Source organism: Corynebacterium epidermidicanis, from assembly GCF_001021025.1.
Classification (GTDB): domain Bacteria; phylum Actinomycetota; class Actinomycetes; order Mycobacteriales; family Mycobacteriaceae; genus Corynebacterium; species Corynebacterium epidermidicanis.
Window position 1 is genome coordinate 1,204,917 of the sequence record NZ_CP011541.1, and the last position, 26,416, is coordinate 1,231,332.

The 26,416-nt window shown below is 57.4% G+C and carries 24 protein-coding genes and 3 rRNA genes; all 27 read left to right on the forward strand.

Annotated elements, in window-relative coordinates; translation table 11 throughout:
* Positions 1–139: 139 nt before the first annotated feature.
* The 27 genes from CEPID_RS05645 to CEPID_RS05760 all read left to right on the forward strand — a co-directional run bounded on the left by CEPID_RS05645 (position 140) and on the right by CEPID_RS05760 (position 26,403).
* Complete coding sequence (locus CEPID_RS05645; RefSeq protein ID WP_047240125.1) at positions 140–622, forward strand: arginine repressor; 483 nt, start codon at positions 140–142, stop codon at positions 620–622.
* Positions 623–707: 85 nt separating this feature from the next.
* Positions 708–1,907 (forward strand): argininosuccinate synthase, encoded by a 1,200-nt coding sequence (locus tag CEPID_RS05650; protein ID WP_047240126.1) that lies wholly within the window; start codon positions 708–710, stop codon positions 1,905–1,907.
* On the forward strand, positions 1,907–3,340 hold the full coding sequence (gene argH, locus CEPID_RS05655; protein WP_047240127.1) for an argininosuccinate lyase: 1,434 nt from the start codon (positions 1,907–1,909) through the stop codon (positions 3,338–3,340). Before CEPID_RS05650 ends, argH begins: the two co-directional genes overlap by 1 nt.
* A gap of 257 nt (positions 3,341–3,597) precedes the next feature.
* Complete coding sequence (locus tag CEPID_RS12460) at positions 3,598–3,927, forward strand: hypothetical protein (protein WP_052843399.1); 330 nt, start codon at positions 3,598–3,600, stop codon at positions 3,925–3,927.
* 252 nt (positions 3,928–4,179) lie between these two features.
* Positions 4,180–4,560: a hypothetical protein gene (locus CEPID_RS12465; protein ID WP_052843401.1), complete on the forward strand. Its 381-nt coding sequence runs from the start codon at positions 4,180–4,182 to the stop codon at positions 4,558–4,560.
* Between the two features lie 164 nt (positions 4,561–4,724).
* Positions 4,725–5,408 (forward strand): substrate-binding domain-containing protein, encoded by a 684-nt coding sequence (locus CEPID_RS13565; protein ID WP_236684306.1) that lies wholly within the window; start codon positions 4,725–4,727, stop codon positions 5,406–5,408.
* Entirely contained in the window at positions 5,396–6,169 is a 774-nt protein-coding gene (locus CEPID_RS13570) for a vWA domain-containing protein (RefSeq protein ID WP_236684307.1), read from the forward strand. The genes CEPID_RS13565 and CEPID_RS13570 overlap by 13 nt, the downstream gene beginning before the upstream one ends.
* Positions 6,156–6,362 (forward strand): hypothetical protein, encoded by a 207-nt coding sequence (locus CEPID_RS05670; RefSeq protein ID WP_144413463.1) that lies wholly within the window; start codon positions 6,156–6,158, stop codon positions 6,360–6,362. The genes CEPID_RS13570 and CEPID_RS05670 overlap by 14 nt, the downstream gene beginning before the upstream one ends.
* A 54-nt stretch (positions 6,363–6,416) precedes the next feature.
* The gene (locus CEPID_RS05675) at positions 6,417–6,797 is read left to right on the forward strand and encodes a hypothetical protein (protein ID WP_144413464.1); all 381 of its coding nucleotides are present in this window, start codon (positions 6,417–6,419) and stop codon (positions 6,795–6,797) included.
* 14 nt (positions 6,798–6,811) lie between these two features.
* Entirely contained in the window at positions 6,812–7,003 is a 192-nt protein-coding gene (locus CEPID_RS05680; RefSeq protein WP_047240130.1) for a Trm112 family protein, read from the forward strand.
* A gap of 12 nt (positions 7,004–7,015) precedes the next feature.
* Positions 7,016–8,275, forward strand: coding sequence for a tyrosine--tRNA ligase (gene tyrS / locus CEPID_RS05685; RefSeq protein WP_047240131.1), 1,260 nt, complete (start codon positions 7,016–7,018; stop codon positions 8,273–8,275).
* A 507-nt stretch (positions 8,276–8,782) separates the two neighbouring features.
* Positions 8,783–10,303, forward strand: a 16S ribosomal RNA gene (locus CEPID_RS05690).
* A gap of 320 nt (positions 10,304–10,623) precedes the next feature.
* Positions 10,624–13,700, forward strand: a 23S ribosomal RNA gene (locus CEPID_RS05695).
* A 90-nt stretch (positions 13,701–13,790) separates the two neighbouring features.
* Positions 13,791–13,907 (forward strand): 5S ribosomal RNA (gene rrf / locus CEPID_RS05700).
* The 16S, 23S and 5S rRNA genes sit together here, the layout of an rRNA operon.
* A 139-nt stretch (positions 13,908–14,046) precedes the next feature.
* Positions 14,047–15,054, forward strand: coding sequence for a tetratricopeptide repeat protein (locus CEPID_RS12905; RefSeq protein ID WP_083984397.1), 1,008 nt, complete (start codon positions 14,047–14,049; stop codon positions 15,052–15,054).
* On the forward strand, positions 15,051–16,037 hold the full coding sequence (locus CEPID_RS05710; protein ID WP_047240132.1) for an HAD-IIA family hydrolase: 987 nt from the start codon (positions 15,051–15,053) through the stop codon (positions 16,035–16,037). The genes CEPID_RS12905 and CEPID_RS05710 overlap by 4 nt, the downstream gene beginning before the upstream one ends.
* A gap of 5 nt (positions 16,038–16,042) precedes the next feature.
* The gene (locus CEPID_RS13430; RefSeq protein ID WP_169747265.1) at positions 16,043–16,204 is read left to right on the forward strand and encodes a hypothetical protein; all 162 of its coding nucleotides are present in this window, start codon (positions 16,043–16,045) and stop codon (positions 16,202–16,204) included.
* Between the two features lie 59 nt (positions 16,205–16,263).
* Positions 16,264–17,085, forward strand: a complete 822-nt coding sequence (locus CEPID_RS05715) for a TlyA family RNA methyltransferase (protein WP_047240133.1) — start codon at positions 16,264–16,266, stop codon at positions 17,083–17,085.
* Positions 17,082–18,014, forward strand: a complete 933-nt coding sequence (locus CEPID_RS05720; RefSeq protein ID WP_047240134.1) for an NAD kinase — start codon at positions 17,082–17,084, stop codon at positions 18,012–18,014. Before CEPID_RS05715 ends, CEPID_RS05720 begins: the two co-directional genes overlap by 4 nt.
* Positions 18,015–18,030: 16 nt before the next feature.
* Positions 18,031–19,740: a DNA repair protein RecN gene (recN, locus tag CEPID_RS05725; protein ID WP_047240135.1), complete on the forward strand. Its 1,710-nt coding sequence runs from the start codon at positions 18,031–18,033 to the stop codon at positions 19,738–19,740.
* 101 nt (positions 19,741–19,841) lie between these two features.
* Positions 19,842–21,035: a putative cytokinetic ring protein SteA gene (gene steA, locus CEPID_RS05730; protein WP_047240136.1), complete on the forward strand. Its 1,194-nt coding sequence runs from the start codon at positions 19,842–19,844 to the stop codon at positions 21,033–21,035.
* A gap of 51 nt (positions 21,036–21,086) precedes the next feature.
* A complete protein-coding gene (locus tag CEPID_RS05735) occupies positions 21,087–22,025 on the forward strand; it encodes a copper transporter (RefSeq protein ID WP_047240137.1) in 939 nt (312 codons plus the stop codon).
* Between the two features lie 27 nt (positions 22,026–22,052).
* On the forward strand, positions 22,053–22,733 hold the full coding sequence (locus CEPID_RS05740; protein WP_047240138.1) for an NUDIX domain-containing protein: 681 nt from the start codon (positions 22,053–22,055) through the stop codon (positions 22,731–22,733).
* Positions 22,726–23,640 carry a site-specific tyrosine recombinase XerD gene (gene xerD / locus CEPID_RS05745; protein WP_047240139.1) on the forward strand — a complete coding sequence of 305 codons (915 nt, stop codon included), beginning with the start codon at positions 22,726–22,728 and terminating at the stop codon, positions 23,638–23,640. The genes CEPID_RS05740 and xerD overlap by 8 nt, the downstream gene beginning before the upstream one ends.
* A gap of 216 nt (positions 23,641–23,856) precedes the next feature.
* Positions 23,857–24,732 carry a ParA family protein gene (locus CEPID_RS05750; RefSeq protein ID WP_047240140.1) on the forward strand — a complete coding sequence of 292 codons (876 nt, stop codon included), beginning with the start codon at positions 23,857–23,859 and terminating at the stop codon, positions 24,730–24,732.
* Between the two features lie 46 nt (positions 24,733–24,778).
* Positions 24,779–25,588 (forward strand): segregation and condensation protein A, encoded by an 810-nt coding sequence (locus tag CEPID_RS05755; RefSeq protein WP_047240141.1) that lies wholly within the window; start codon positions 24,779–24,781, stop codon positions 25,586–25,588.
* Positions 25,589–25,599: 11 nt separating this feature from the next.
* Positions 25,600–26,403 (forward strand): sulfurtransferase, encoded by an 804-nt coding sequence (locus CEPID_RS05760; RefSeq protein ID WP_047240142.1) that lies wholly within the window; start codon positions 25,600–25,602, stop codon positions 26,401–26,403.
* Positions 26,404–26,416 lie beyond the last annotated feature (13 nt).

Genomic DNA, 26,416 nt, shown 5'->3' on the forward strand with positions numbered 1-26,416 from the left:
GGGATAGGCACGCCGTCGCGAAGCCAACTGCCGAAAGTTATTCACGATGCCGTATATTTGCAGTATCTACTTGTTTTTCGCGCACACTCGCGCACTGCAGGTGCCAGCCAGGTACCGCAAGACAGATGAGGAGTAGTACATGACGAATCCGGTGACTCGAACTGCGCGACAGGCGCGAATCCTGGATATTTTGGAGCGCTACCGCGTTTCGAGCCAGGTGCAGCTTTCGGAGCTGTTGCTCGATGAAGGCATCGACATCACGCAGGCAACGCTGTCGCGAGATCTCGACGAACTCGGCGCTAAGAAAGTGCGACCTGATGGTGGGCGTGCGTTTTATGCGGTCGGTTTGGTTGACGGTCAACGGATTGAGCAACCGCGTGGTCCGCAAGAAAAGCTACGCCGGATGCTCGAGGACCTGCTGGTTTCCGTAGATTACACCGGCAACATCGCGGTGCTGCGAACACCGCCGGGAGCCGCGCAATATTTGGCTAGTTTCATTGACCGTGTCGGCATGAACGAGGTGGTAGGCACCATCGCGGGTGATGATACGGTATTTGTACTTGCGCGAGAGCCGATGATGGGCCAAGAGCTTTCGGAGATTTTCAGCCGCAAAACCCAATAGCCACCTTATCCTTGTGGCAAGCGCGCCCCAGGTAGGGGCCGCAAAATACTATCTACGTTCCCTTAAACATTGCTAGGAGCAAAAAATGTCCAATCGTGTTGTGCTGGCTTATTCCGGTGGTTTGGATACCTCGGTAGCCATCCCTTATTTGGCTAAGATGACCGGCGGCGAGGTCATCGCGGTCTCCCTCGACCTGGGCCAGGGTGGCGAGGACATGGAGTCGGTACGCCAGCGTGCGCTCGACTGTGGTGCTGTCGAATCCATCGTGATTGACGCTAAGGACGAGTTCGCAAACGACTACTGCTTGCCTACCATCAAGGCCAATGGCATGTACATGAAGCAGTACCCGCTGGTGTCTGCGATTTCGCGCCCACTGATCGTCAAGCACCTCATTAAAGCTGCTCAGGAGCATGGTGGCACCCACGTCTCCCACGGCTGCACCGGTAAGGGCAATGACCAGGTCCGCTTCGAGGTCGGCTTCCGCGCCCTCGACCCATCCTTGGAGATCATCGCCCCAGCTCGCGACTACGCCTGGACTCGTGACAAGGCCATCGCCTTCGCTGAAGAGATCAACTTGCCGATCGAACAGTCCAAGAAGTCGCCATTTTCCATCGACCAGAATGTCTGGGGCCGTGCAGTAGAGACCGGTTTCCTGGAGGATCTGTGGAACCCACCCACCAAGGACCTGTACGCATACACCGAGGACCCAGCGCTCGGCAACGCACCAGATGAGCTCATCATCTCCTTCGAAGGCGGCAAGCCGGTGGCCATCGATGGTCGCCCAGTGACCGTCTTGGAAGCAATCGAGGAACTCAACCGTCGCGGTGGTGCCCAGGGCGTTGGACGGCTGGACATGGTGGAAGACCGCCTCGTGGGTATCAAGTCCCGCGAAATCTACGAAGCTCCAGGTGCGATGATCCTGATCGCCGCACACGAAGCGATGGAAGATGTGACCGTGGAGCGCGAGCTTGGTCGCTACAAGCGCCTTATCGACGCCCGCTGGTCCGAAGAGGTCTACGACGGCCTCTGGTTCGGCCCACTCAAGCGTTCGCTGGATGCCTTCATCGAGTCCACTCAGGAGCACGTCACCGGCGATATCCGGATCGTGCTGCACGCTGGTCGCATTGTGGTTAACGGCCGTCGTTCCAACCATTCGCTCTACGACTTCAACCTCGCCACCTACGACACCGGCGACACTTTCGATCAGACCGCAGCCAAGGGCTTTGTCCAGCTCCACGGCTTGTCCACGCAGATCGCCAACAAGCGCGACCGCGAGGCCCAGTAGTGCAATCCCACGGTACTAACGAAGGCGCACTGTGGGGCGGTCGCTTCTCCGGTGGCCCCTCGGAGGCGATGTTTGCGCTCTCGGTCTCCACCCACTTTGACTGGGTGCTCGCGCCGTACGATGTGCTGGCCTCGAAGGCACACGCCCGCGTGCTGCACAAGGCTGGACTCCTCTCCGACGCGGACCTTTCCACCATGCTCGATGGCCTCGCGCAACTGGGCGATAAGGTCGCGTCCGGGGAGTTCAAGCCGCTGCCGACTGACGAGGACGTCCATGGTGCGATGGAACGCGGTCTCATTGAGATCGTCGGCCCAGAGGTTGGGGGTCGGCTGCGTGCCGGTCGTTCTCGTAACGACCAGGTGGCTACCTTGTTCCGCATGTGGGTGCGCGACGCCATTCGGTCGATCGCCTTGGGCGTTAGTGATCTCATCGATGCGCTCGTCGCCCAGGCCAGCGCACATCCGGACGCGATCATGCCTGGTAAGACCCACTCGCAGGCGGCGCAGCCGGTGTTGCTGGCGCACCAATTATTGGCGCACGCCCACCCACTGCTTCGCGATCTGGAGCGGATCCAAGACCTGGACAAACGCTTGGCAGTTTCTCCCTATGGTTCTGGCGCACTGGCGGGCTCCTCACTCAAGCTGGACCCCGAGGCAATCGCGGCAGAGCTCGGATTTTCCGGCGCAAGTGACAACTCGATTGACGGTACTTCGGCACGCGATTTTGCTTCCGAGACGGCCTTCGTATTGGCGCAAATTGCCGTCGATATGTCCCGCTTGGCCGAGGAAATCATCTATTGGTGCACGCCGGAATATGGCTATGTGACCCTGGCTGATGCCTGGTCGACGGGATCTTCGATCATGCCACAGAAGAAGAACCCGGATGTTGCTGAGCTGACTCGTGGTAAGACAGGCCGTTTGATTGGTAATTTGGCTGGTCTGCTCGCCACGCTGAAGGCACAGCCATTGGCGTACAACCGGGATTTGCAAGAGGACAAGGAGCCTATCGTTGATTCCGTGGCGCAGTTGAATCTCTTGTTACCTGCGATGACCGGGCTGGTTGCAACGTTGACATTCCACGAGGACCGCATGCTGGAGCTTGCTCCGGCTGGATTCACGCTCGCCACCGACCTGGCTGAATGGTTGGTACGGAAGGGCGTCCCGTTCCGCGAGGCCCACGAGGCTTCCGGTTCCTGCGTGCGGATGGCCGAAGTCCGCGGGGTCGGTCTGGACGAGCTGAGTGATGCTGAGTTGGCTTCCGCGCATCCACGCCTTACGCCTGCTGTTCGGGAAGTGTTGACGGTGTCCGGCGCGGTTGCTTCTCGTGTTACCCGTGGCGGGACTGCCGGAGTAAGGGTGGCTGAACAACGCGAACGAGTTGCTGATTCTTCAGCAAACTATCGCGAATGGGCCACTCGCCCCGTTCGGGGTTAACGATTCGGGAATGCGCAGCTAGCCGGTGGCTTAGGCCGCCGGCTTCGGCATTTTCGACGAGCGGAAGTAGTCGAATAATAATTCGATTACGCCATCTCTCAAAGTTTCGGTGGCGAAAAGAAGTCTGGCCCACGCTTGGGCTCGATTGTGTTGGCCTTGATTCTGGTGCCGGTGATCGCGGTAGCGATTGTCGTCGGCAGGGGGCCGGAGATCGCCCGTTGCTCGGCTCTGGTGGGACGACCAAGGTGCGAGTAGTTATGGGTTCGGAAAAGATGTCGCACTTTGCGGACCCGGCGGTCGTCGATAGGCTCGCTGAGCTGGGTATTCAAGTTGAGGCGACGCCGAGTGGATCGCGCAAGATTGCTACTCTCCCAGATTTGAAGAATTTCGATGCGGCATTCCCGTCTTCGGCTCCCGCCGCGGAAAACATCAGCCAGGAGACAGGGCGAAAAGTTCACCTACGCTCCGTTCTTTTCGCCCATGGCCAGGCATTGCAGGCGCAACAGGTTATCGTTGAGAAGAATGGTGTGGCCTACTTAGACGTGGCCAAGTACCTGGAGCTGGCCAAGTCGGGGAAGCGCTGGTGAGAGATTTCTAGCGACTTCCAGTCGCCATTGGGGATGCAAATTTCTTCGACGGACATGCGCAGCTCCAATTCGGCCGCGATGTATTTGTCGATTGCTAGCTGGGTGGCCAACGGGGCAATGTTCCAGCGACGGACGCCGAAGTTACCTCTGCAGTACGCAAGGTTAGTCCGCTGTTTACTCACCAAGGGTTTACGGGTGGAAGTTCAGCGGGGCCTTTTGCGGAGTACATGTCGCAAGGGAAGGGGGCCCCCTATGGTGCTGATTTACGAGGCACAGTTCCCGGGCCAACAGATGATTTCGCCTGATTCAATGGGCAAAAATATGCGCCTGGTTTATCTCGATCCGACGATCTCTTCGCAGCACACACTGTTGAGCTTTAATGATGCCGGCTCCAAGTTGGGCGAGGCACTGCAAAATGACAAAAAGCTCCAGCAGCTGGCGGCCCGACATGGCTTCCGCCCGAATCAACCGGGCATCTTCGCAACTGAGCTTTCGTCTGCGGGGATCGCGCCTCCACCTGAACTGTTGTCGACGGTTACCCCGCCAGACTATGACCGACTTGAGCAGCTCATCGAAGGTGTGTCCGCCCAGTTCGCTAGTTCGGCGCCCCCGGAAGGAGCTCCTGAGCAATGATGTTGTCGCGCGCCCGCACCCAGCAACAAAAATTGGGTTTTCGGTCTTCGGCATACTTCTGATCCTTGTCCTGGTAGCCAGCACAATGCTGGTTACCTGCGATGACGGCACCCTTGGCAAAGGTAAACCACTGAAGATTGTGGCTGCCACCGAACTTGCGGGATATGGAGCCGATCATCAGCGCCGCGAGCAAGGACCTCGGTTTCCCCATCGAGATGACACACCCCGATGGCACCATCGCCAACTCAGTACGTTTACGCGATGGCGAGTTTGACGGTCAATACGACGCGACGTGGTTTGCCACCAACAAATACGTCGAGCTCTACGACGCAGGCGATAAGCTGAAAAATCCCACGAGTATTGCTACCTCGCCCATTGCGTTCGGGCTGCGGAAAGCTAAGGCTTGCGAGCTCGGTTGGGAGAACAAGCAACCGACCTGGGCGGAAATTTCCCAAGCAGTGGCCGATCGTAAGTTGACCTTCGGCATGTCGGATCCAGCGCGCAGCAACTCCGGCTTCTCGACGCTCGCGTCGGTGGCCACCGCGTTTGCCGACACCGGCGCTGCCCTGACCAACGAAGACATCGAAAGAATCAATCCTGACCTGGTGAAATTCTTTGCCGGACAGAACATGACTTCGGGTTCGTCGGGATGGTTGCAGGATGCCTTCTTGGCCGACCCGCTGCGTACCGACGCCATCGTCAACTACGAATCAGTCCTGTTAAAGCTTCAAGAGGCTCAGGACATCACGGTGGTCGTCCCGGCTGATGGTGTGATCACCGCAGACTATCCGTTAGCAGCGTTGGCGCGTCCGCACAGTGAAGATGCCGGGGAAAGGTGGCTAAGCTGACGGAATGGCTGAATAAGCACAACGAACAGATCGTCACGGAAACCAAACGACGCCCAATGAATACCAGCGTGAAGCCAGATGCCGGGCAGCAGCGGTCCACGCTGATCGAATTGCCATTCCCAGCCCGCAGCACGGTTGCCGATACCTTGGTTTCCGCGTACAACAACGAACTCCGCAACCCTGCGCAAACGGTCTTTGTACTGGACAAGTCCGGTTCGATGGCAGGCAAACGTATGGAGAGTTTGCGTTCAATCCTCACTGAACCAGTGGACGGTTCAGCGCGTACGAGGACCGGGCCGGTGGGCCTTAGAAACCGGGAGGAAGTGTCGATTATCGCCTTCGACAACAGGCCCGCCACACCGTTTAAGGCAAGGTACTCCACCACGCAGCCTGCTGAGAATCAGCAACTTCGGGCTCACATAACTGCATTGACTCCCGGCGGGGCAACGGCGATCTACGATTCGCTACAGCTTGTCTACCAGCAGTTTCCTGCCACACAGCCGGGAGGTCAACGCAGTATCCCTTCGATCGTGCTGATGTCGGATGGTGCGAGCAACACCGGCGCTACTTTTGACGAGTTCTCGCGCTTTTACGCGGGGCTGTCTCCGGAAAAGAAGCGAATTCCGGTTTTTGTCATCCTGTACGGGGAAGCCAACAAGAACGAGATGAATCAACTCGCTACGATGACTGGTGGGAAGACTTTCGATGCCACCAGTGGCGCTTTGGCGGAAGCATTCAAGGAGATCCGTGGCTACCAATAGTCCAGGGCCGATGCAATGGTTTAATTCCCGCAAGAACATCGCTGGAATGGTGCTTGCGGTGGTTATTCACCTCATCATTGGGTTGGGCCCTTTGTGTCCCGTTGTCGCCGCGGCCGCATGGGGGCTGGGTGCACTTTTGACTCCCAATCCCGCATTGCCCGTGGCACTTGCGACGACACAAAACTTCCAGTAGGCGGTGCAAAGTTCGGTCCAGCGCTTTGCTGCGTTAGGGGTTGACGCTGGAGTGATGCAACGTCTGAACGAATTGACTTGGGTCATTGGCGAGCTCGAAAACCACTTTGACTCCCTAGCCACTCAGCCAATCCTGCTCCAGACCGTCACGGATATCTCATATTCTCACCTGCAAACGTTGGAGGCTGCCTATGTGGAGGTGCCGGACATCGCGCGTCGGCAAGCAAATGCTGAGCTGGAACGCTCACTGGACTTATTGAACTCGGAAGCGAGGAAGATTCTGGCGGCGATCGTCCACCAGAAGTTCAAGGGCTTAGGGAACCAACGTGCCCTGTTGGAGCACCATGTCTCGGGCGTGCAGCTGTACCTGGATGACAACCCTGCGGGGGAGGAAGCTCCTGGGCCCGGGGGATCGACCCGGCCGTCGGCAAGCTAGTGATGGTGGGTACAATGCCAAGCATGAGTATCGATCCGAAGTTGCTGGAAATTCTGGTGTGTCCGCAGGATAAGGGCCCCCTGGTGTATCTCGAAGACGAGCAGGTTCTCGTTAACGAGCGTTTGGGCGTGGCCTATCCCATCGAGGACAACATTCCAGTCATGCTCGCCGACGAAGCCGTCGCCTGGCCCCCAGCACACAATTAAAGGATCTCTAACGTGAACATTATTGACGAACTCCAGTGGCGTGGCCTGATCAACCAGTCCACGGACCTCGATGCCCTGCGGGAGGCTTGCGAACAGCCGATCACCCTGTACTGCGGTTTTGACCCGACCGGTGATTCCTTGCACGCCGGGCACCTGGTGCCGATGATCATGCTGCGTCGTTTTCAGCAGGCCGGGCACCGGCCAATCACCTTGGCCGGTGGCGCGACCGGTTTCATCGGCGACCCGCGCGATGTGGGAGAGCGTTCCATGTTGTCGCAGGAAACTATCGAGCAAAACCTGGAAGCCATCAAAGCTCAGCTGCGGCGCTTCGTCGATTTCGAGGGCGACAACCCCGCGCTCATGGTGAACAACGCTGACTGGACCATGAATATGTCCGTGATCGACTTCTTGCGCGACGTGGGCAAAAACTTCTCCCTCAATACGATGCTGGATCGCGATACCGTCAAGCGCCGGTTGGAATCAGACGGTATTTCCTACACCGAGTTTTCCTACATGTTGTTGCAGGCAAACGACTTTGTGCAGCTGCGACGCGCGCACGACTGCGTGCTGCAGATTGGTGGTGGCGACCAGTGGGGCAACATCGTCTCTGGCGTTGATCTCAACCGCAGGGTCGACGGTGCGAAGACCCATGCCCTCACCGTACCGCTCGTCACTGACGCGCAAGGGCAAAAGTTCGGCAAGTCCACGGGCGGCGGCAAGCTATGGCTTGATCCCGAGAAAACCTCTGCATACTCCTGGTACCAGTACTTCCTCAATGCCGGTGACTCCGTGGTCATCGATTACTTGCGCTGGTTCACTTTCCTCTCACAGGAGGAGATCGCTGAGTACGAGGTCGAGGTTGCCGAGCGTCCATTTAAGCGCGAAGCGCAACGCCGACTCGCGCGCGAAATGACCGATCTTGTCCATGGGCCACAGGCGACGGTCGCGGTAGAGCTGGCCGCCCAGGCCTTGTTTGGACGCGCGTCGCTAGCGGACCTCGACGAAACGACCCTGGCCGGAGCGCTCTCCGAAACCACCATCTTCGAAGTTGCTCCCGGCGAGCCTCGCACAATCATTGATCTTCTGGTTGGTGCCGGACTTGCGGACACCAAGGGCGCCGCGCGCCGCACCATCAAAGAGGGGGGTGCGTACATCAACAACGAGCGCATCGAAACTGAAGACTGGCAACCTTCCGAAGCAGATTTGCTGCACGGAGCATGGTTGGTGCTGCGCAAGGGCAAGAAGAACTTTGCCGGAGCGCGTCTGGCTTAACGACGTCCGATGTTACTAACCGGCGGCGAGGAGAAACCTCGTCGCCGGTTCTTCCTTTCTCGGTCTGAGCGGACTAACGTGCGCAAAAGGCGGACTTGACCTGGGGATTTGTGTTGTTGGTTGTGTTTGCGTAGTTTTATCTGGGTCAGCGAGACGCCTTGTGTTGCAGGGTGGTGGTTGACAAAGTTTGTTTTGGGCGGTAGCTTGAAACGAGTCGCTTCGGGAAAGTTAATTTTTGGTTAATTTTTTTGGGGTGTGCGTGTGTTGTTTGAGAACTCAATAGTGTGCCAAGTACTTTTTTTGTTTTTGGTTGTGTGTTGGTGCCGGCAGGCCAGGAGTGGTCTGTGTAAGCATTAGTACTCAATTTTTTGTGGTGGCGGGTTTTTCCTCGTCGGATCTGTTTGTCATCACGTTTTTTTTGGACAATTTAGTGAATTTTTTTTGCTGGTTGTTTGTTTTTGTCAGGTAGTTGGGCTTTTCTTGAGTTCTGATTATTTTGATCGTTCTTTTATGGAGAGTTTGATCCTGGCTCAGGATGAACGCTGGCGGCGTGCTTAACACATGCAAGTCGAACGGAAAGGCCCTGCTTGCGGGGTACTCGAGTGGCGAACGGGTGAGTAACACGTGGGTGATCTGCCCTGCACTTTGGGATAAGCCTGGGAAACTGGGTCTAATACTGAATATTCACCATGCTTTAGTGTGTGTGGTGGAAAGCTTTTGCGGTGTGGGATGAGCTCGCGGCCTATCAGCTTGTTGGTGGGGTAATGGCCTACCAAGGCGTCGACGGGTAGCCGGCCTGAGAGGGTGTACGGCCACATTGGGACTGAGATACGGCCCAGACTCCTACGGGAGGCAGCAGTGGGGAATATTGCACAATGGGCGCAAGCCTGATGCAGCGACGCCGCGTGGGGGATGACGGCCTTCGGGTTGTAAACCTCTTTCGACAGGGACGAAGCGTTATGTGACGGTACCTGTATAAGAAGCACCGGCTAACTACGTGCCAGCAGCCGCGGTAATACGTAGGGTGCGAGCGTTGTCCGGAATTACTGGGCGTAAAGAGCTCGTAGGTGGTTTGTCGCGTCGTCTGTGAAATCCCGGGGCTTAACTTCGGGCGTGCAGGCGATACGGGCATAACTTGAGTGCTGTAGGGGAGACTGGAATTCCTGGTGTAGCGGTGAAATGCGCAGATATCAGGAGGAACACCGATGGCGAAGGCAGGTCTCTGGGCAGTAACTGACGCTGAGGAGCGAAAGCATGGGTAGCGAACAGGATTAGATACCCTGGTAGTCCATGCTGTAAACGGTGGGCGCTAGGTGTAGGGGTCTTCCACGACTTCTGTGCCGTAGCTAACGCATTAAGCGCCCCGCCTGGGGAGTACGGCCGCAAGGCTAAAACTCAAAGGAATTGACGGGGGCCCGCACAAGCGGCGGAGCATGTGGATTAATTCGATGCAACGCGAAGAACCTTACCTGGGCTTGACATACATCAGATAGGCGTAGAGATACGTCCTCCCTTGTGGTTGGTGTACAGGTGGTGCATGGTTGTCGTCAGCTCGTGTCGTGAGATGTTGGGTTAAGTCCCGCAACGAGCGCAACCCTTGTCTTATGTTGCCAGCACGTGATGGTGGGGACTCATGAGAGACTGCCGGGGTTAACTCGGAGGAAGGTGGGGATGACGTCAAATCATCATGCCCCTTATGTCCAGGGCTTCACACATGCTACAATGGTCGGTACAACGCGTTGCGAGCCTGTGAGGGTGAGCTAATCGCTGAAAGCCGGCCTCAGTTCGGATTGGGGTCTGCAACTCGACCCCATGAAGTCGGAGTCGCTAGTAATCGCAGATCAGCAACGCTGCGGTGAATACGTTCCCGGGCCTTGTACACACCGCCCGTCACGTCATGAAAGTCGGTAACACCCGAAGCCAGTGGCCTAACCCTTGTGGGGGGAGCTGTCGAAGGTGGGATCGGTGATTGGGACGAAGTCGTAACAAGGTAGCCGTACCGGAAGGTGCGGCTGGATCACCTCCTTTCTATGGAGTTTTTTTGGGCCTGTGGTTGCAGGCTTGTTTTTCGCTGCTTGAGTAAACGAGTGTTTTACTGGTGGTGTTGTAATCGGGTGGAGGCCAACCCCGCGCTGTGGTGGTGTGGGTTGTCATGATCAAAAATTGGGTGTGCTTGGTGCGCTGTTGGGTGTCTGGGGCATGCATTCGTGTGTTTCCTGTGTGTGGCTGTCTGTGCTGTGCCGCCGTGTGGGTGGTGTGGTGTGGGTGGTTGTGCGTGTTGTGTGAGAACTGTATAGTGGACGCGAGCATTTTTCTTTATTTTTTGTGTTTTAGTGTTTTTTGTGTGTTGGTTTTTTAGTAAGAGCACATGGTGGATGCCTTGGCATACTGAGCCGATGAAGGACGTGTAAGGCTGCGATAAGCCTCGGGGAGTTGCCAATAGAGCGTTGATCCGAGGGTGTCCGAATGGGGAAACCCAGCCACGGTTGTGTGTGGTTACCTGCCCATGAATCTATAGTGGGTGTGGGGGTTGACGCGGGGAAGTGAAACATCTCAGTACCCGTAGGAGAAGAAAACAAGTGTGATTCCGTTAGTAGTGGCGAGCGAACGCGGATGGTGGCTAAACTGCATGCGTGTGATACCCGGCAGGGGTTGCGTGTGTGGGGTTGTGGGGAGTGATTGTTGTGGTGCTGCCGTGCCACTCATGATGTCAATGTGTGTTAGGGGAAGTGGTGTGGAAACGCCTGCCGTAGACGGTGAGAGCCCGGTACCTGAAAATGCGTGTTGGTTGTGTGATTGCTTTCCCGAGTAGCAGCGGGCCCGTGAAATCTGCTGTGAATCTGCCGGGACCACCCGGTAAGCCTGAATACTCAGTGTGACCGATAGCGGATTAGTACCGTGAGGGAATGGTGAAAAGTACCCCGGGAGGGGAGTGAAATAGTACCTGAAACCATGTGCTTACAATCCGTCAGAGCCTCTTTGTGGGGTGATGGCGTGCCTTTTGAAGAATGAGCCTGCGAGTCAGCGGCATGTCGCGAGGTTAACCCGTTGTGGGGGAGTCGTAGCGAAAGCGAATACTAACTAGTGTGTTTTTAGTGGCATGTCTTGGACCCGAAGCGGGGTGATCTACCCATGGCCAGTGTGAAGCAGCTGTAAGAGGTTGTGGAGGCGCGAACCCACTTAGGTTGAAAACTGAGGGGATGAGTTGTGGGTAGGGGTGAAAGGCCAATCAAACTCCGTGATAGCTGGTTCTCCCCGAAATGCATTTAGGTGCAGCGTTGTGTGTTCCTTTGTGGAGGTAGAGCTACTGGTTGGTTTAGCGGGACTATCATCTTAGCGACGTCAGCCAAACTCCGAATGCCATAAAGAGCAGCATGGCAGTGAGACTGCGGGGGATAAGCTTCGTAGTCGAGAGGGAAACAGCCCAGATCGCCGGTTAAGGTCCCTAAGGGTGTACTAAGTGGAAAAGGATGTGGGATCGCGAAGACAACCAGGAGGTTGGCTTAGAAGCAGCCATCCTTGAAAGAGTGCGTAATAGCTCACTGGTCGAGTGGTTCTGCGCCGACAATGTAGTGGGGCTCAAGTACACCACCGAAACCGCGGCGACCATCTTTTGGTGGTTGGGTAGGGGAGCGTCGTGCACGTGGTGAAGCAGTAGGGTGACCTGATTGTGGAGTGTGTGCGAGTGAGAATGCAGGCATGAGTAACGAATGATAAGTGAGAAACTTATCCGCTGGATGACTAAGGGTTCCTGGGTCAAGCTAATCTTCCCAGGGTGAGTCGGGGCCTAAGGCGAGGCCGACAGGCGTAGTCGATGGATAACGGGTTGATATTCCCGTACCCGAGTGTGCGCGCCAAAGGTGAATCAGTGATACTAACCACCCAAAGCCGTGGCTATAAGTGTCTTTGACATTGTGGTTGTGGTGATGCGTGGGGCCTGATCTGGTAGTAGCTTAGTGATGGGGTGACGCAGTGAGGTAGCCGAGCCACTTATTGGATTGTGGTGTAAGCGTGTAGCCTGCAGCCTAGGTAAATCCGGGACTGCATGTAAAGGGTGAGGCGTGATGCGTAGACCGTTTGGTTGATGTTGGTGATCCTGTACTGTCGAGAAAAGCCTCTAGCGATGTGCATATTCGGCCCGTACCCCAAACCGACACAGGTAGTCAGGTAGAGAATACTAAGGCGTTCGGGTGAACTGTGGTTAAGGAACTCGGCAAAATGCCCCCGTAACTTCGGGAGAAGGGGGACCACGACTGGTGACAAACTGGTTTCGAGCTGGTTGTGGTCGCAGAGAATAGAGGGAAGCGACTGTTTATTAAAAACACAGGTCCGTGCGAAGACGATAAGTCGATGTATACGGACTGACGCCTGCCCGGTGCTGGAAGGTTAAGAGGACCTGTTAGGTGGTAACACCGAAGCGGAGAATTTAAGCCCCAGTAAACGGCGGTGGTAACTATAACCATCCTAAGGTAGCGAAATTCCTTGTCGGGTAAGTTCCGACCTGCACGAATGGCGTAACGACTTCCCTGCTGTCTCAACCACAGGCCCGGTGAAATTGCAGTACGAGTAAAGATGCTCGTTACGCGCGGCAGGACGAAAAGACCCCGGGACCTTCACTATAGCTTGGTATTGGTGTTCGGTACGGTTTGTGTAGGATAGGTGGGAGACTGTGATCACATGACGCTAGTTGTGTGTGAGTCGTTGTTGAAATACCACTCTGATCGTATTGGACATCTCAACCTCGGCCCATGATCTGGGTTAGGGACAGTGCCTGGTGGGTAGTTTAACTGGGGCGGTTGCCTCCCAAAGAGTAACGGAGGCGCCCAAAGGTTCCCTCAGCCTGGTTGGCAATCAGGTGGTGAGTGTAAGTGCACAAGGGAGCTTGACTGTGAGACTGACAGGTCGAGCAGGGACGAAAGTCGGGACTAGTGATCCGGCACTGGCTTGTGGAAGCGGTGTCGCTCAACGGATAAAAGGTACCCCGGGGATAACAGGCTGATCTTCCCCAAGAGTCCATATCGACGGGATGGTTTGGCACCTCGATGTCGGCTCGTCGCATCCTGGGGCTGGAGTAGGTCCCAAGGGTTGGGCTGTTCGCCCATTAAAGCGGCACGCGAGCTGGGTTTAGAACGTCGTGAGACAGTTCGGTCTCTATCCGCCGCGCGCGTTGAAACTTGAGAAAGGCTGTCCCTAGTACGAGAGGACCGGGACGGACGTACCTCTGGTGTGCCAGTTGTACCGCCAGGTGCATGGCTGGTTGGCTACGTACGGAAGGGATAACCGCTGAAAGCATCTAAGCGGGAAGCCTGTTTCAAGATAAGGTTTCTTTCGAGGTTCCCCATAGACTATGGGGTTGATAGGCCAGATCTGGAAGCACAGCAATGTGTGCAGGTGACTGGTACTAATACACCAACAAAAAACCAACAACACCCAACAACAAACACAAAACAAGAACAAAAAGCACGCGTCCACTATGCAGTAACTGACACAACACCACACACGCAAACAAAGATGTGTCGGTGGCAACAGCGGTGGGGTAACGCCCGGTCCCATTCCGAACCCGGAAGCTAAGCCCACCAGCGCCGATGGTACTGCACCCGGGAGGGTGTGGGAGAGTAGGTCACCGCCGACCAAAAAACTTAAATATAGATCAAGGTGTGGTACGAAGTCCGAAGCAATTAGCTAACCGGGGTTCGTGCCACACCTTTTTGTCGGCATCACTAGACTTTATGTGAAGCTTGTTTTTTCCTCACCGAAAGGTATCTGACCACATGGCCGAACACTTCTCACGCAATCGGGACTCTTCCCGCGGCAATCGTTCTAACGAGGGCGGTCGCGAATACAGCGGAGAAGGTCGTCGGTCTAGTAGTTCTCGTGGCCAAGGCCGAGGCAACACCGGTGGGCAAAGCCGCAATGGTTACGGAAGTGACAGTCGCGGTGATCACGACGAGCGGCGTCGACAAGCAGGCCCGCGAGATGGCGCGCAGAGCCGGAGTGGCAGCCGGGATGGCGATCGTCGTCGTCACGCGCAGCGCGCCGGTGCGGGGCGCAAGAACGATAACTTCGTCGCTAGCCCGCACCGTCCTGGTTACCGCGAAGAGCGGGATGCCCGACGCGCTGCGGAACCAGACATTCCAGCCGATGTAGAGGCAAAGGAATTGGATCGCTCGGTTCTGCAGGATTTGCGGAGCTTGGCTAAGGATAATGCGGATACGGTCGCTCGCCATATGATTATGGTGGCATCCTTGCTGGCCGATGACCCGAAGCTCGCGCTACAACACGCGCGTGCAGCGAAGGACCGCGGTGGTCGTGTGTCTGTGGTCCGCGAGACGGCCGGCATCGCTGCTTACCATGCTGGCGAGTGGAAAGAGGCTCTTTCTGAGCTGCGTGCGGCCCGTCGGATGAGCGGTGGGCCTGGTCTTGTTGCGGTAATGGCGGACTGTGAACGCGCACTTGGGCGCCCCGAAAAGGCTATTGAATTGGCTCGCGAAATCGATGTCACCGAGTTGGATCCCGAAACCCGGATCGAGCTAGCAATCGTTGTCGCAGGCGCACGCCGTGATCTCAGCCAAATTGATGCCGCGCTGGTGGAGCTCGAACGTGTCATGCCTCCTAAGACCGCCGGCGGTTACAGCGCCTCCCGAATTTTCTACGTTTACGCCGACTTGCTTGCGGAAAAGGGACGGACCGCCGACGCTATCGAGTGGTTCACTCTGGCAGGACGGGCCGATGAAGACGAGCTCCTCGATGTCGCGGATCGGCTGAAAGAGCTGTCATGACGCTAGCCTCTACCCACGACGCCCTACTGTTGGATTTAGACGGTACCGTGTGGGAAGGCGGTCGCGCGGTGACGCACGCCGTCGAAACGCTTTCCGAGCTTGACCTCCCACGCCTGTATGTGACTAACAATGCCTCGAAGGCGCCGTCGGTGGTTGCCCAGCAGCTCAACGACCTTGGCCTGTCGACGCGTGACGCGGACGTGATCACCTCTGCCCAAGCCGCCATCATGCTTTGTGCCCAGCAGATTCCTGCCGGCGCCAAGGTTTTGGTGCTGGGCACCGAGTCATTTCGCGTACTCGCAGAGGCAGCTGGTTTTAACGTGGTGAGCAGTGCCGATGACAAGCCAGTTGCAGTGCTGCATGGGCATAATCCGGAGACCGGGTGGGCCCAATTGTCGGAAGCTGCGCTTGCCATTCGCGCTGGAGCCCGTTATTTCGCGAGTAATGTGGATTCCACGTTGCCGATGGAGCGTGGACTGCACATTGGTAACGGTTCTATGGTGGCGGCTGTGACTCATGCGACTGGGGTTGTGCCGCAAGTGGCAGGGAAGCCGGAGCCCGCGATGTTTCACTTGGCTGCTCGTTCGATCGGAGCGAAGTGTCCACTTGCTGTAGGTGATCGCCTGGATACTGACATCGCTGGTGGTGTGGCGGCCGGCATGGATACGCTGCAAGTTATTACCGGCGTTTCGGGCCACTGGGACACAATTGCTGCCCCTCCTGAGTGGCGCGCGACATACCTGGCCGCCGATATGCGGGCATTACATGCCGAACCGGCGGATCTTGCGCCACATCCCGAGGCTGGCTTCAGTGCTAGGATGTCCGGCGCGGACATCGTGCTGGAAGGTGGGCATGACGGTGCGGACGCCATGGCTGCCTTACGTACCGTATTAAGTGTTGCGTGGCACAGCGATACCGCGTTTAGCGGTACGGTCGTGGCTGGTAGTCCCGTGGCGGACACCGCGATTTCTTCGTGGCGGTGATTGCGATGACTGCTCCAGTTCCGCATGATCCGCGCCAGCCACAATTTACTCCCGAAAAAGTTGATGCAGAGGTAGCGACAATCCTCAACGAGCCGACCAGTACTCTGGTTGAAGAAGCAGAGCAACTAGCCCGTGCGCACGAAGTGGTGCACCAAGCGCTGCAGTGACACTGCTCGGATTAGATCTTGGTTGGCAGGCGTGAGCGAGGAAAGGATTCACGAGCGAAATGGTGGCGCGGAGGCGGTTGGACGCGGAACTAGTGCGTCGCAAGATTGCGCGGTCGCGCGACCACGCCACGGAGCTTATTCGCGGGCGGCACGTCTTTGTCGGTGGCATGCTGGCGATTAAGCCCGCCACCGTCGTGGAGCCAGATGTTTCGATCAAGGTCGTTGACGTGGTGGATGACGATTGGGCATCGCGTGGAGCTCATAAGCTTCTCGGTGCATTAGCGGCATTTGAGCCACAGGGGCTATCGCTTGCCAACAAGAAAATTATCGACGCGGGCGCATCTACCGGCGGCTTTACCGATGTCCTCATTCGACGAGACGTTTCCGAGGTTGTCGCCGTGGATGTCGGATATGGCCAATTGGTGTGGCGATTGCAAAACGACGATCGGGTTCGCGTCGTGGACCGCACGAACATTCGTCACCTCACCCTTGAACACACAGCTGGACCCTGCGATGCGATGGTGGGCGACCTGTCGTTCATCTCGCTCAAGTTAGTTCTACCTGCCATTGTGGCCGTGTTACGTGACGGCGCCGATCTACTACCGATGGTCAAACCCCAGTTTGAGGTGGGTAAAGATAGATTGGGCAAAGGCGGTGTAGTAACCAGCCCTCAGCTGCGTGAGGAAGTCACCAGAGACATTGCAGAATTCGCGACCACCCTTGGTTTGAGCTTTCGTGGGTGTGTTGCCTCGCCGCTGCCAGGCCCATCGGGGAATGTGGAGTACTTCTTGTGGCTGGTCAAGGACGGTGGCGCTTCCGATCCTGGCGCAGAGGAAACTGCCGACATTATCGCAACTGCAGTGAAAGAGGGACCACAATGAGTCCAACTGGGCAACGTACGGTTTTGCTAGTACCCCACACCGGTCGTAGTTCCAATATTGAGTCGGCATCGTTGGCTGCGCAGCAGCTTGCTGAGGCAGGGATCGACGTTCGCCTCATTTCCGGAGGCGCGGACGACATGCTGAGCAAGCACCCGACCTTAAGTCAATTCCCCACTTTTGGCCATGTCGCCGAAGCAACTGAAGGCGTGGAATTGGTCCTCGTGCTTGGTGGCGATGGCACCTTCTTGCGTGCCGCTGACCTGGCCCATCAAGCTGATTTGCCGGTTTTGGGTATCAACTTGGGCCATGTCGGCTTCCTCGCGGAGTGGGAAAGCGATTCTTTACAGGAAGCTATTCGACGTGTCATCGCCAAGGACTACCGGGTGGTAGACCGCATGACTTTGCATGTGCGGGTCTTCGACGCCCAACGAAAGGTGCTGGGCACGGGCTGGGCGCTCAACGAAGTCAGTGTGGAAAACAGCAATCGACGTGGCGTCCTCGACGCCGTTTTGGAGGTGGATGCGCGCCCGGTGAGCAATTTTGGTTGTGACGGGGTGCTGATCTCCACGCCCACCGGATCCACTGCATATGCCTTTTCTGCTGGCGGCCCGGTGTTGTGGCCGGAACTCGACGCGATTTTGGTAGTGCCGAACAATGCGCATGCGCTGTTCGCGAAGCCGCTCGTCGTAAGTCCGCATTCCGCGGTAGCGGTGGAATCTCGGGTGGATACCTCGCGGGCGCTCGCGATCATGGACGGTTTCCGGACCATCGACATGCCCCCTGGCAGTCGTATTGAGGTCACTCGTGGGCACCGGCCTGTGCGCTGGGTACGGCTAGACAATTTGCCGTTTACGGATCGCCTAGTGCGCAAATTCCGGTTGCCTGTCGATGGCTGGCGGGGACCAAGCACACAATCCGTCACTGATTAGCGCTAGATTAGAAAACATGCTCGCAGACCTAGCCATTGAAAACCTCGGCGTGATTCCGAAGGCCAATATTGAGCTTTCCCCTGGCCTTACCGTCCTCACTGGCGAAACAGGTGCGGGAAAAACCATGGTGGTTACGGGTTTGCGGTTGTTGTCGGGCGCGCGCGCCGACGCGTCTCGGGTGCGCACCGGGGCGAAGTCAGCCACGGTGGAAGGGCGGTTCATCACCGATGAATTGGGCCCTGAGCAGCAACAGCTGGCACATTCGATCGTTTCCGAGGCTGGTGGACAGGCGGACGAGAATGGGGAAGTGATCGCCAGCCGAACTGTCCAAGCAAACGGGCGTTCCAAGGCATACCTCGGTGGCCGCGGTGTGCCAGCAGCAACGCTCCACGACTTTTCTGAAACCGTGCTGACTATCCACGGGCAAAACGACCAACTGAGGTTGCTAGCGCCGGAGCGTCAGTTGGAAGCGTTGGACCGTTTTGATCCAGCTATCGGGCTGCTGCGGGAGAACTACCTCGAGGTGTATCGCGAGTGGAAATCCCTGGACAAGCAGTTACGGGAGCGAGTGGAGAAGCGTCGAGAATTAGCTCAAGAAGTCGACCGGTTACAGTTTGCCGTCGAGGAGATCGACGCGATTGCTCCGGAAGAAGGGGAAGACGAAAGCCTGGTGGCAGACATTCGGCGCCTGCAGGACGTCGATACGCTGCGGGAGCAGGCCACCACCGCGCTTGTGGCGATCGACGGGGCGGAAGATGATATGGAAGGTAGCTCGGCATCCGATCTGCTGGGTGCGGCTGGAAGTGCGTTGCTGCAGTCCGATGATCCGGCCCTGCAGCAGCTTGCGGAACAACTCGTTGCGCTGACTTCTGAGTTGAGTGATGTCTCTCGTGAACTGGGGGCGTTCCTCAGCGATTTGCCTACGGACCCGGAGGCCCTTGATTCGATGTTGCAACGCCAGCAGCAGCTCAAATCGCTCACCCGGAAGTATGCGCCGGACATCGCCGGGGTGTTGCAATGGCGCGATAAAGCGCAGCAACGCCTCAATAGCATTGATGTGTCTCCTGATGCGTTGGAGAAGCTGCGCAGCCAGGCTGCCGAGGCCGAAAAGAATATGATGAGAGCGGCGCGTGCTCTCAGCAAGGCGCGCGTGAAAGCTGCTCAGGAGCTCGCAGAAGCGGTGACCAACGAGATTCATGGTCTGGCCATGCCGAAGTCGCGATTTGAGGTTTCCTTAAGCACTTCGAATCCACGGCCGACCGGCATCGACGAGGCGGAATTTCAGTTGGCCGGCGCTCCTGAACTTGAGGCACGCCCGCTGGCCACCTCCGCATCTGGTGGCGAGCTGTCGCGAGTAATGCTCGCGTTGGAAGTAATTTTGAGCGCGGGCTCCAGCGGGGAAACTTTGGTCTTTGATGAGGTAGACGCTGGGGTTGGGGGACGTGCTGCGGTGGAAATTGGGCGTCGATTAGCGCGGCTTGCCAAACATAATCAAGTTATCGTGGTCACCCACTTGCCGCAGGTGGCGGCGTATGCGGATACTCATCTGCACGTGTTGAAGTCGGTTTCGGATCAGGCGTCGACTTCGGGTGTGGAAGAACTCGATGGTGATCGCCGGGTGGAGGAGCTAGCTCGCATGTTGGCCGGGCTCGACGATACCGATACTGGGCGCGCGCACGCCAAGGAGCTGCTGGAACGAGCACAAGCGGACCGCGCTGCGGGCTAGATAGTTGCGCAGTAAGGCCGCGATGAGGGCCGGTGGCGGTGGCAAAAAATTGCGTGTTGGTTCCGCGCGCCTAGCCCACCGCTGGCGTCACACGCGCCACAATGGTGCACATGAGTCTGTTCTCCCGAAACGCTGATTTGCCTGGACTGCAAGCAACTGTGCGCGACTGCACCCCACAGGGTAAGGGCTTTAAGCGCTTGTCCTCCGGGGATATTGCGTTGATTGACGCACCGGACCTAGGGCGCGTCCTCGCACAACGCCTTGCGGATGCTTCGCCAGCAGCCGTGGTGAACATGGCGCAATTTACCACCGGGGCAATGCCCAACTACGGCCCGCAGATCCTACTCGACGGCGACACCATCCTCGTTGAGGGCGTCGGCGCGGAAATCCGCGAGCACATCAAGGATGGCAAGAAAGTTCGGTTGACCGACGACGGTCAGCTTTTCCTCGGCGATCGGCTCATTGGATCCGGCACCGTCGTTACCCCGGCGCTCGCCGAGCGTGCCTTCGCCGACGCGGAACAAAACCTCGTCGACCACATGGAGGCTTTCTTTGGCAATACCATTCAGTTCATCACCTCGGAATCTCCGCTGCTTATCGACGGGCTAGGGGTGCCGGAAACCGGGCTGGATTTCCGTGAACGCAAAGTCGTTGTACTGAGCCCGGGCCTTGGGCACCGCGCTGAGCTCAAGAGCCTGCGCAACTTCATCCGCGAGTACGACCCAGTGTTGATTGGCGTGGAATCTGCGGCGGACACGCTGGTGGAGGCCGGCTACAAGCCAGATCTGATCGTGGGAGATCCCGCAAATATCGGCAATGACGCATTGCGTTCCGGGGCGCGGGTGGTGCTCCCGGCAGCTCCGGACGGACATGCCAAGGGGTTGGAGCGCATTCAAGATCTCGGTATCGGCGCGATGACTTTCCCGGCGGCGAGTGAATCAGCGACAGACTTGGCGTTGTTGCTTGCGGATTACCACGAGGCGCAGCTAATTGTCTCGGCAGGTAGCGAACTCAGCTTGACGGATATTTTCCGCGGAACGCCAGACGCCACACCGTCTGCATTGCTCACTCGCACGAAGCTCGGTGGCAAGCTGGTGGAGGGTACGTCAATTTCAAACCTCTACACGGTAAAGTCCAGTGCCTCCTTGGCCTGGATGTGGGCGTTGCTGGGAATCCTGGTGGCTTTGGCAGTCATCGTCGGGATCGCCGGTACTTCCGGGAACGGGGACTTTGTTTCCAATTTGATCGACACCTGGAACAACATCGCGTTGAGTTTCCAAGGCCTTTTCCGCTAGCTGACGTTTAGTGAGCTTTGAATAGACGTAAACAGTAAAGGGAGCAACGCAATGGCGAAAAGTAAGAAACGCACCGGTGGTGTCGTCGCGGGTTTAGCGTTTGGCCTAGCAGCCGGGGTGGCAGCCGGCACCTACGTTTTGGCGCCGAATCTGCCGAATGGCCCAGTTCAGACCAATAACGAAAACGCCCAACAACTGGTGAAAGCGAAGTCAGATGCCGCGATCGCCGCTGCGCAGGCAGCAACCGCCGATTCCTATATCGGCTCCGTCGCGGAGAAGACCGTCGATGGCGTGCTGAAAGACCGTCCCGTGCTCGTATTGACCACTTTTGATGCCAACCCAGATGACGTAAAGAATGTCACCTGGTTGTTGCGCAAGTCGGGGGCGCGTGACGCGGGACATGTCGATTTGACGGAAAAGTTCTTTGCTCAAGATGGTGCGGACGCCCTGAAGTCGATCGTGGCCAACACTCTTCCAGCAGGAGCTCAACTGTCCACAGATAAGCTGGATCCCGGTACCCATGCTGGTGAATCTCTCGGCGCTGGCCTCATGCTCAACAAGGACAACGGTAACGTGCAGGCAACTCCGGAGGAAAGGGCTCTTCTGCTCGGCGCGCTTCGTGACGCTGGCTACCTCAATTACCAGGAAGGCAGCATTCTCCCAGGTCAACTCGTTGTGCTGATCACTGGTGATTCTGACGGCACTGCCGCTGCGGACTTCTCGGCAGCTCAACAGGCGAAGTTCGCTCAGGCGTTGGACGCTAAGGGCAACGGGGTGGTCGTCGCCGGTCGGGTGCGCACCTCAGCCGAGAGCGGAGTGATCGGTCGCTTGCGTGCCGCAAAGGCGGAAGTGTCTACTGTTGACTCGGTTGATCGTTCGTTCGGGCGGCTAGCCACTGTCCTGGCAGCACGCGAACAGCTAACGGGACATACTGGTCATTATGGAACGGCAAGCAGTGCAGAGGCAGCTGCCCCGGCCCGGCCAGAGTAGTTCAGTGCACTAGGGAAAGTACAGCAAATGACGTCCACGCCCTCCCCAGGAAGCCATGAGTTTTCGGTGGTAGATAGCCGAGTGCTTCTCGACGCCCCGATCATCGCCGTGCGACGGGACGACGTCGTGATGCCGGGTGGTGAGGTTGCTGCCCGTGAGATCGTGGAGCATTTCGGGGCAGTAGCAGTGGTGGCTTTTGATGGCGCCCGAATCGCTCTTGTGCGTCAGTATCGTCACTGTGTGCAACAGCGCTTGTGGGAGCTACCAGCGGGAATTCTCGATGTCGCTGATGAAGATCCGCTAGTCTGTGCGCAGCGTGAACTGCAAGAAGAAGCCGGATTGGCTGCAGCTCATTGGCAGTTGGTGAGCGATATTGTATCGTCGCCGGGTTTCTGCGAAGAAGCGGTCCGGATCTATTTGGCTACTGATGTGCACGAGATTGATCGCCCGGATGCTCACGATGAAGAAGCAGACCTCGAGCTGGTTTGGGTGGATCTCCACCAAGCCGTAGAGATGGTCCTTCGGGGTGAGATCGTCAATGGTATCGCTGTGGCTGGAATTATGACGGCGTCCCATCTGCTCGCGGAAAATCTTCCTGGGCGCGATGTGGCAGATGAGTTCTCTTTGCGTCCGAATGCGTTGGCGCGGCGTCGAAAAGCAGCAGGCCTGGGCGCAGACATGAAACGGCTACCGCAGGTCCATGACTGACCCGGCTGTTATTGCCGAACAGTGGCTGTCGCATTTGGCAGTTGAGCGGGGGCTTTCGGCTAATACGTTGTCCAATTATCGCCGGGATATCGCCCGATACCTCGGGTGGCTCAGCGAGATCGGGCGGACCGATTTCAGCAAGGTGAGCACCACGGATATCGAAAACTACGTGGCTGAACTGCGGCGCGCGGACCCCGACACCGAGCGCAAGCCGTTGTCAGCGGCCTCTGCCGGGCGCGCTTTGGTGGTGGCTCGGGGTTTGCATAAGTTTGCAGTCGCCGAAGGTGCGCTGGAGGTTGACGTGGCGGCCGAGGTGTCCCCACCGCAGGTCGGCAAACACTTGCCGGACACCCTAAGCATCGACGAAGTGGCCGCGCTCATCGAAAAGACACCGACAGACACCGCGGTGGGAGTGCGCGATCGGGCATTGCTGGAGCTGTTGTACGGCACGGGAATGCGCGTTTCGGAAGCTGTCGGTTTGCTTGTCGACGACCTCACGCAGCAAGACGGAGTGCTGAAAATTACTGGTAAGGGGAATAAGCAACGCATCGTGCCGGTGGGGACCCACGCGCAGGAGGCGATGGAGGCGTATCTGGTCCGCGCACGTCCAGCTCTTTCGCAAGGCAAAACGCATGCTGCGTTCCTCAACACTAGGGGCGGGGCGCTGTCGCGACAAAGCGCGTGGGGGATCATCAAGGCCGCGGCAGAGCGAGCCGGGATTGCGAAGGAAATCTCCCCACATACGTTGCGCCATTCCTATGCGACGCATCTGTTGCAGGGCGGTGCCGATGTCCGCGTGGTTCAGGAATTACTGGGCCATTCTTCGGTGACGACGACCCAAATTTACACTCATGTGAGTGCAAACAATCTGCGCGCGGTGTGGGCATCTTCCCATCCACGCGCCTAAAAGTTCAGTCACTACACTTGACTTTCGTACTTTTTGAATTCCAGCGGCGATCAAACTTACATCAGAGTGCTATGAACGCTAAAGTCTGTAGGTAGTTACATGGCTGTTATTCGAGCTCGGTAAGTTGCAGAGGTTGCCTTCGGTTGACATTATCGAGCTCGGAATCTAGCTCGGGTACTACCCGTTTACATCACTGTCAAGGAAGAGGGATTGATCATGGCTGACTCGGATCAGGACGCAGCGCTCTTCGAATCTCCCGAGCTTGGGCTAACCGGCCGTCCGGTCCGCGACATTCCCGAACCGGCCCCGTTGGCCACTCATGGGCCGGCGCACATCATCGCAATGTGCAATCAAAAGGGTGGTGTGGGCAAGACAACGTCCACGATCAACCTCGGGGCGTGTCTGGCGGAGGCTGGCCGGAAAGTACTCCTGGTCGATCTCGACCCACAAGGTGCGCTCTCAGCAGGTCTAGGCGTGCCGCACGATGAGCTGGACATTACTGTCTACAACTTGTTGGTGGACAGCCGTGCGTCGATTTTTAGCGCCATTCACCGCACGAATGTTGCTGGGTTGGATCTCGTACCAGCCAATATTGACCTGTCGGCTGCGGAAATTCAGCTGGTGAATGAGGTTGGTCGCGAGCAAACTCTCGCGCGAGTGCTGCGCCCGGTGATGAAGGACTACGACTACATTATTCTGGATTGCCAGCCTTCGCTGGGGTTGCTCACCGTTAATGCTTTGTCGTGCGCGCAGGGCGTCATCATCCCGATGGAATGCGAATATTTCTCACTGCGTGGCTTGGCACTATTGACCGACACCGTGGAGAAGGTGCGCGACCGGTTGAATTTCAACCTGGAGACCTTGGGGATTTTGGTGACGATGTTCGACCGTCGCACCAGCCACGCCCGCGAAGTAATGAGCCGGGTGGTCGAGGTGTTTGGCGACCAGGTTTTCGACACCGTTATTACCCGCACGGTGCGCTTCCCGGAGACGTCGGTAGCGGGTGAGCCAATTATTACGTGGGCTCCGAAGTCGCAGGGTGCTGAGCAATATCGCAACCTAGCTCGGGAAGTCATTGAACGCACCGCATAGTCGATCCGGTGACAATTCTCGGGTGCGACCTCGGCTCTCGCCGCCGATGCCAGCGGAAACGGAGCAGCCGGAGATCACCGGCTTTCAGGTTGCCTTGCGCAATTTTTCGGGCCCATTTGACTTGCTTTTGCAGCTGATATCGGCCAAGAAGCTGGACATTACAGATATTGCGCTGGCTGAGGTAACTGACGAATTCATTTCCTACACCAAGGCTTTAGGAGAAACCGCTGAACTGGATGTGATCACCGAATTCATCGTGATCGCCTCTACCTTGTTGGATCTCAAGGCAGCCCGACTGATTCCGCGTGGCGAGGTAGAAGATGAGGAAGACTTAGCGCTGCTGGAGACGCGTGACCTGCTATTCGCCAAGCTATTGCAGTACAAGGCGTATAAGCAGGTGGCAACCATGTTTGCCGAGTGGCAGCGTCGCGCGCAGCGTAGCTATCCGCGTGCGGTCAGCCTGGAACCTCAGTTCGTCGGCTTGCTCCCACCGGTCAAGCTCGGACTGGACCTCGGACAGTTTACGGAGCTTGCGGTGAGTGTGTTCCGGCCCAAGCCCCCCGAGCTGGTAGGCACGGACCACATCCACCAGGTTGCGGTTTCGGTGCCCGAGCAGGCCGGTCGGGTGCTCGATACCTTGCGGCTGGCAGGTAAAGATACCTGGTTGTCTTTTGCGACCCTCACCAGAGATTGCACCCACTCCATGGAAGTCATCGGTCGATTTCTCGCCTTGTTAGAGCTATACAAGGCCCGCGCGGTAGGCGTTGAGCAGGAAGAATCGCTGGGCGAGCTCAAGGTAGCCTGGACCGGAATTGAGGTGGATCCGGCGGTGGTGGCAGCTGCGAACTGGACCTAAACTGGTCGAGTATGAGCACACTACCTACCCCGCTTGTCGACGCCGCTTGGTTGATCGATCATCTAAATGATGAAGATCTAGTCGTCGTATGTGCGCTGAGCTCGCGCTCCGGCCGAATCCCGGACGCTGGCATCCCTGGCACTCGTATTGCCAACATCGAAGCGGAGTTTTCCGAACCCCACGCAGAGTTGCCCCATACGGCACCAACAAACCTGCAGGCGCCGTTCGAGCAGTTGGGGATCAGTTCCGATACGAAGGTAGTTATCTACGACAACCCCAAGGGATTTTTTGCTGCTCGCATCTGGTGGTTAGGTCTTGCTGCCGGCCTTGATCAGGTCGCGGTTCTGGATGGCGGCCTTGTCGCATGGGAAAAGGCTGGGGGAGAGTTGGCTCCATTCAATCTCAGCGCTCCGCTAGCGGGAAAGATCCAGTCTAAGCTCCGACCGCTCTTCGTCGACGCTGATGGGCTGGGGCTCGTGGTGGATGCGCGTTCCGCAGAACGGTTTGCGGGCACCGCCCCGGAGCCTCGACCCGGTCTGCGAGCGGGACATATCCCAGGCAGCGTGAATCTGCCTTATACCGAGGTCTTGAACGATGACGGCACTTTTCGAAGTCCAGTAGAACTGCAGGAGCTTTTCGCTGATTTCGGTAGCGACAACATGCACTTTAGCTGTGGCTCCGGTGTGACTGCCTGCATCGATGCGCTGGCGGCCACACTCGCAGGCTATAAAAACCTCAAAGTTTATGACGGGTCCTGGTCGGAGTGGGGTCGGCCAAATTCCGGCTTTGAGGTGGCCGAGGGTGATGCAGGCTAGCCATCAGTCTGGG

Bases quoted from the DNA above. Each gene is read 5' to 3' on its own strand.
- CEPID_RS13430 (WP_169747265.1), top strand. From the start codon at position 16,043: ATGACTGCTCCAGTTCCGCATGATCCGCGCCAGCCACAATTTACTCCC.
- recN (WP_047240135.1), top strand. From the start codon at position 18,031: ATGCTCGCAGACCTAGCCATTGAAAACCTCGGCGTGATTCCGAAGGCC.
- CEPID_RS05720 (WP_047240134.1), top strand. From the start codon at position 17,082: ATGAGTCCAACTGGGCAACGTACGGTTTTGCTAGTACCCCACACCGGT.
- CEPID_RS05740 (WP_047240138.1), top strand. From the start codon at position 22,053: ATGACGTCCACGCCCTCCCCAGGAAGCCATGAGTTTTCGGTGGTAGAT.
- CEPID_RS12460 (WP_052843399.1), top strand. From the start codon at position 3,598: ATGGGTTCGGAAAAGATGTCGCACTTTGCGGACCCGGCGGTCGTCGAT.
- CEPID_RS05675 (WP_144413464.1), top strand. From the start codon at position 6,417: ATGCAACGTCTGAACGAATTGACTTGGGTCATTGGCGAGCTCGAAAAC.
- steA (WP_047240136.1), top strand. From the start codon at position 19,842: ATGGTGCACATGAGTCTGTTCTCCCGAAACGCTGATTTGCCTGGACTG.
- CEPID_RS05680 (WP_047240130.1), top strand. From the start codon at position 6,812: ATGCCAAGCATGAGTATCGATCCGAAGTTGCTGGAAATTCTGGTGTGT.
- xerD (WP_047240139.1), top strand. From the start codon at position 22,726: ATGACTGACCCGGCTGTTATTGCCGAACAGTGGCTGTCGCATTTGGCA.
- CEPID_RS05645 (WP_047240125.1), top strand. From the start codon at position 140: ATGACGAATCCGGTGACTCGAACTGCGCGACAGGCGCGAATCCTGGAT.
- CEPID_RS05735 (WP_047240137.1), top strand. From the start codon at position 21,087: ATGGCGAAAAGTAAGAAACGCACCGGTGGTGTCGTCGCGGGTTTAGCG.
- CEPID_RS05760 (WP_047240142.1), top strand. From the start codon at position 25,600: ATGAGCACACTACCTACCCCGCTTGTCGACGCCGCTTGGTTGATCGAT.
- CEPID_RS13565 (WP_236684306.1), top strand. From the start codon at position 4,725: ATGGAGCCGATCATCAGCGCCGCGAGCAAGGACCTCGGTTTCCCCATC.
- CEPID_RS05750 (WP_047240140.1), top strand. From the start codon at position 23,857: ATGGCTGACTCGGATCAGGACGCAGCGCTCTTCGAATCTCCCGAGCTT.
- CEPID_RS05710 (WP_047240132.1), top strand. From the start codon at position 15,051: ATGACGCTAGCCTCTACCCACGACGCCCTACTGTTGGATTTAGACGGT.
- CEPID_RS05715 (WP_047240133.1), top strand. From the start codon at position 16,264: ATGGTGGCGCGGAGGCGGTTGGACGCGGAACTAGTGCGTCGCAAGATT.
- CEPID_RS05755 (WP_047240141.1), top strand. From the start codon at position 24,779: ATGCCAGCGGAAACGGAGCAGCCGGAGATCACCGGCTTTCAGGTTGCC.
- CEPID_RS05650 (WP_047240126.1), top strand. From the start codon at position 708: ATGTCCAATCGTGTTGTGCTGGCTTATTCCGGTGGTTTGGATACCTCG.
- CEPID_RS12905 (WP_083984397.1), top strand. From the start codon at position 14,047: ATGGCCGAACACTTCTCACGCAATCGGGACTCTTCCCGCGGCAATCGT.
- CEPID_RS12465 (WP_052843401.1), top strand. From the start codon at position 4,180: ATGGTGCTGATTTACGAGGCACAGTTCCCGGGCCAACAGATGATTTCG.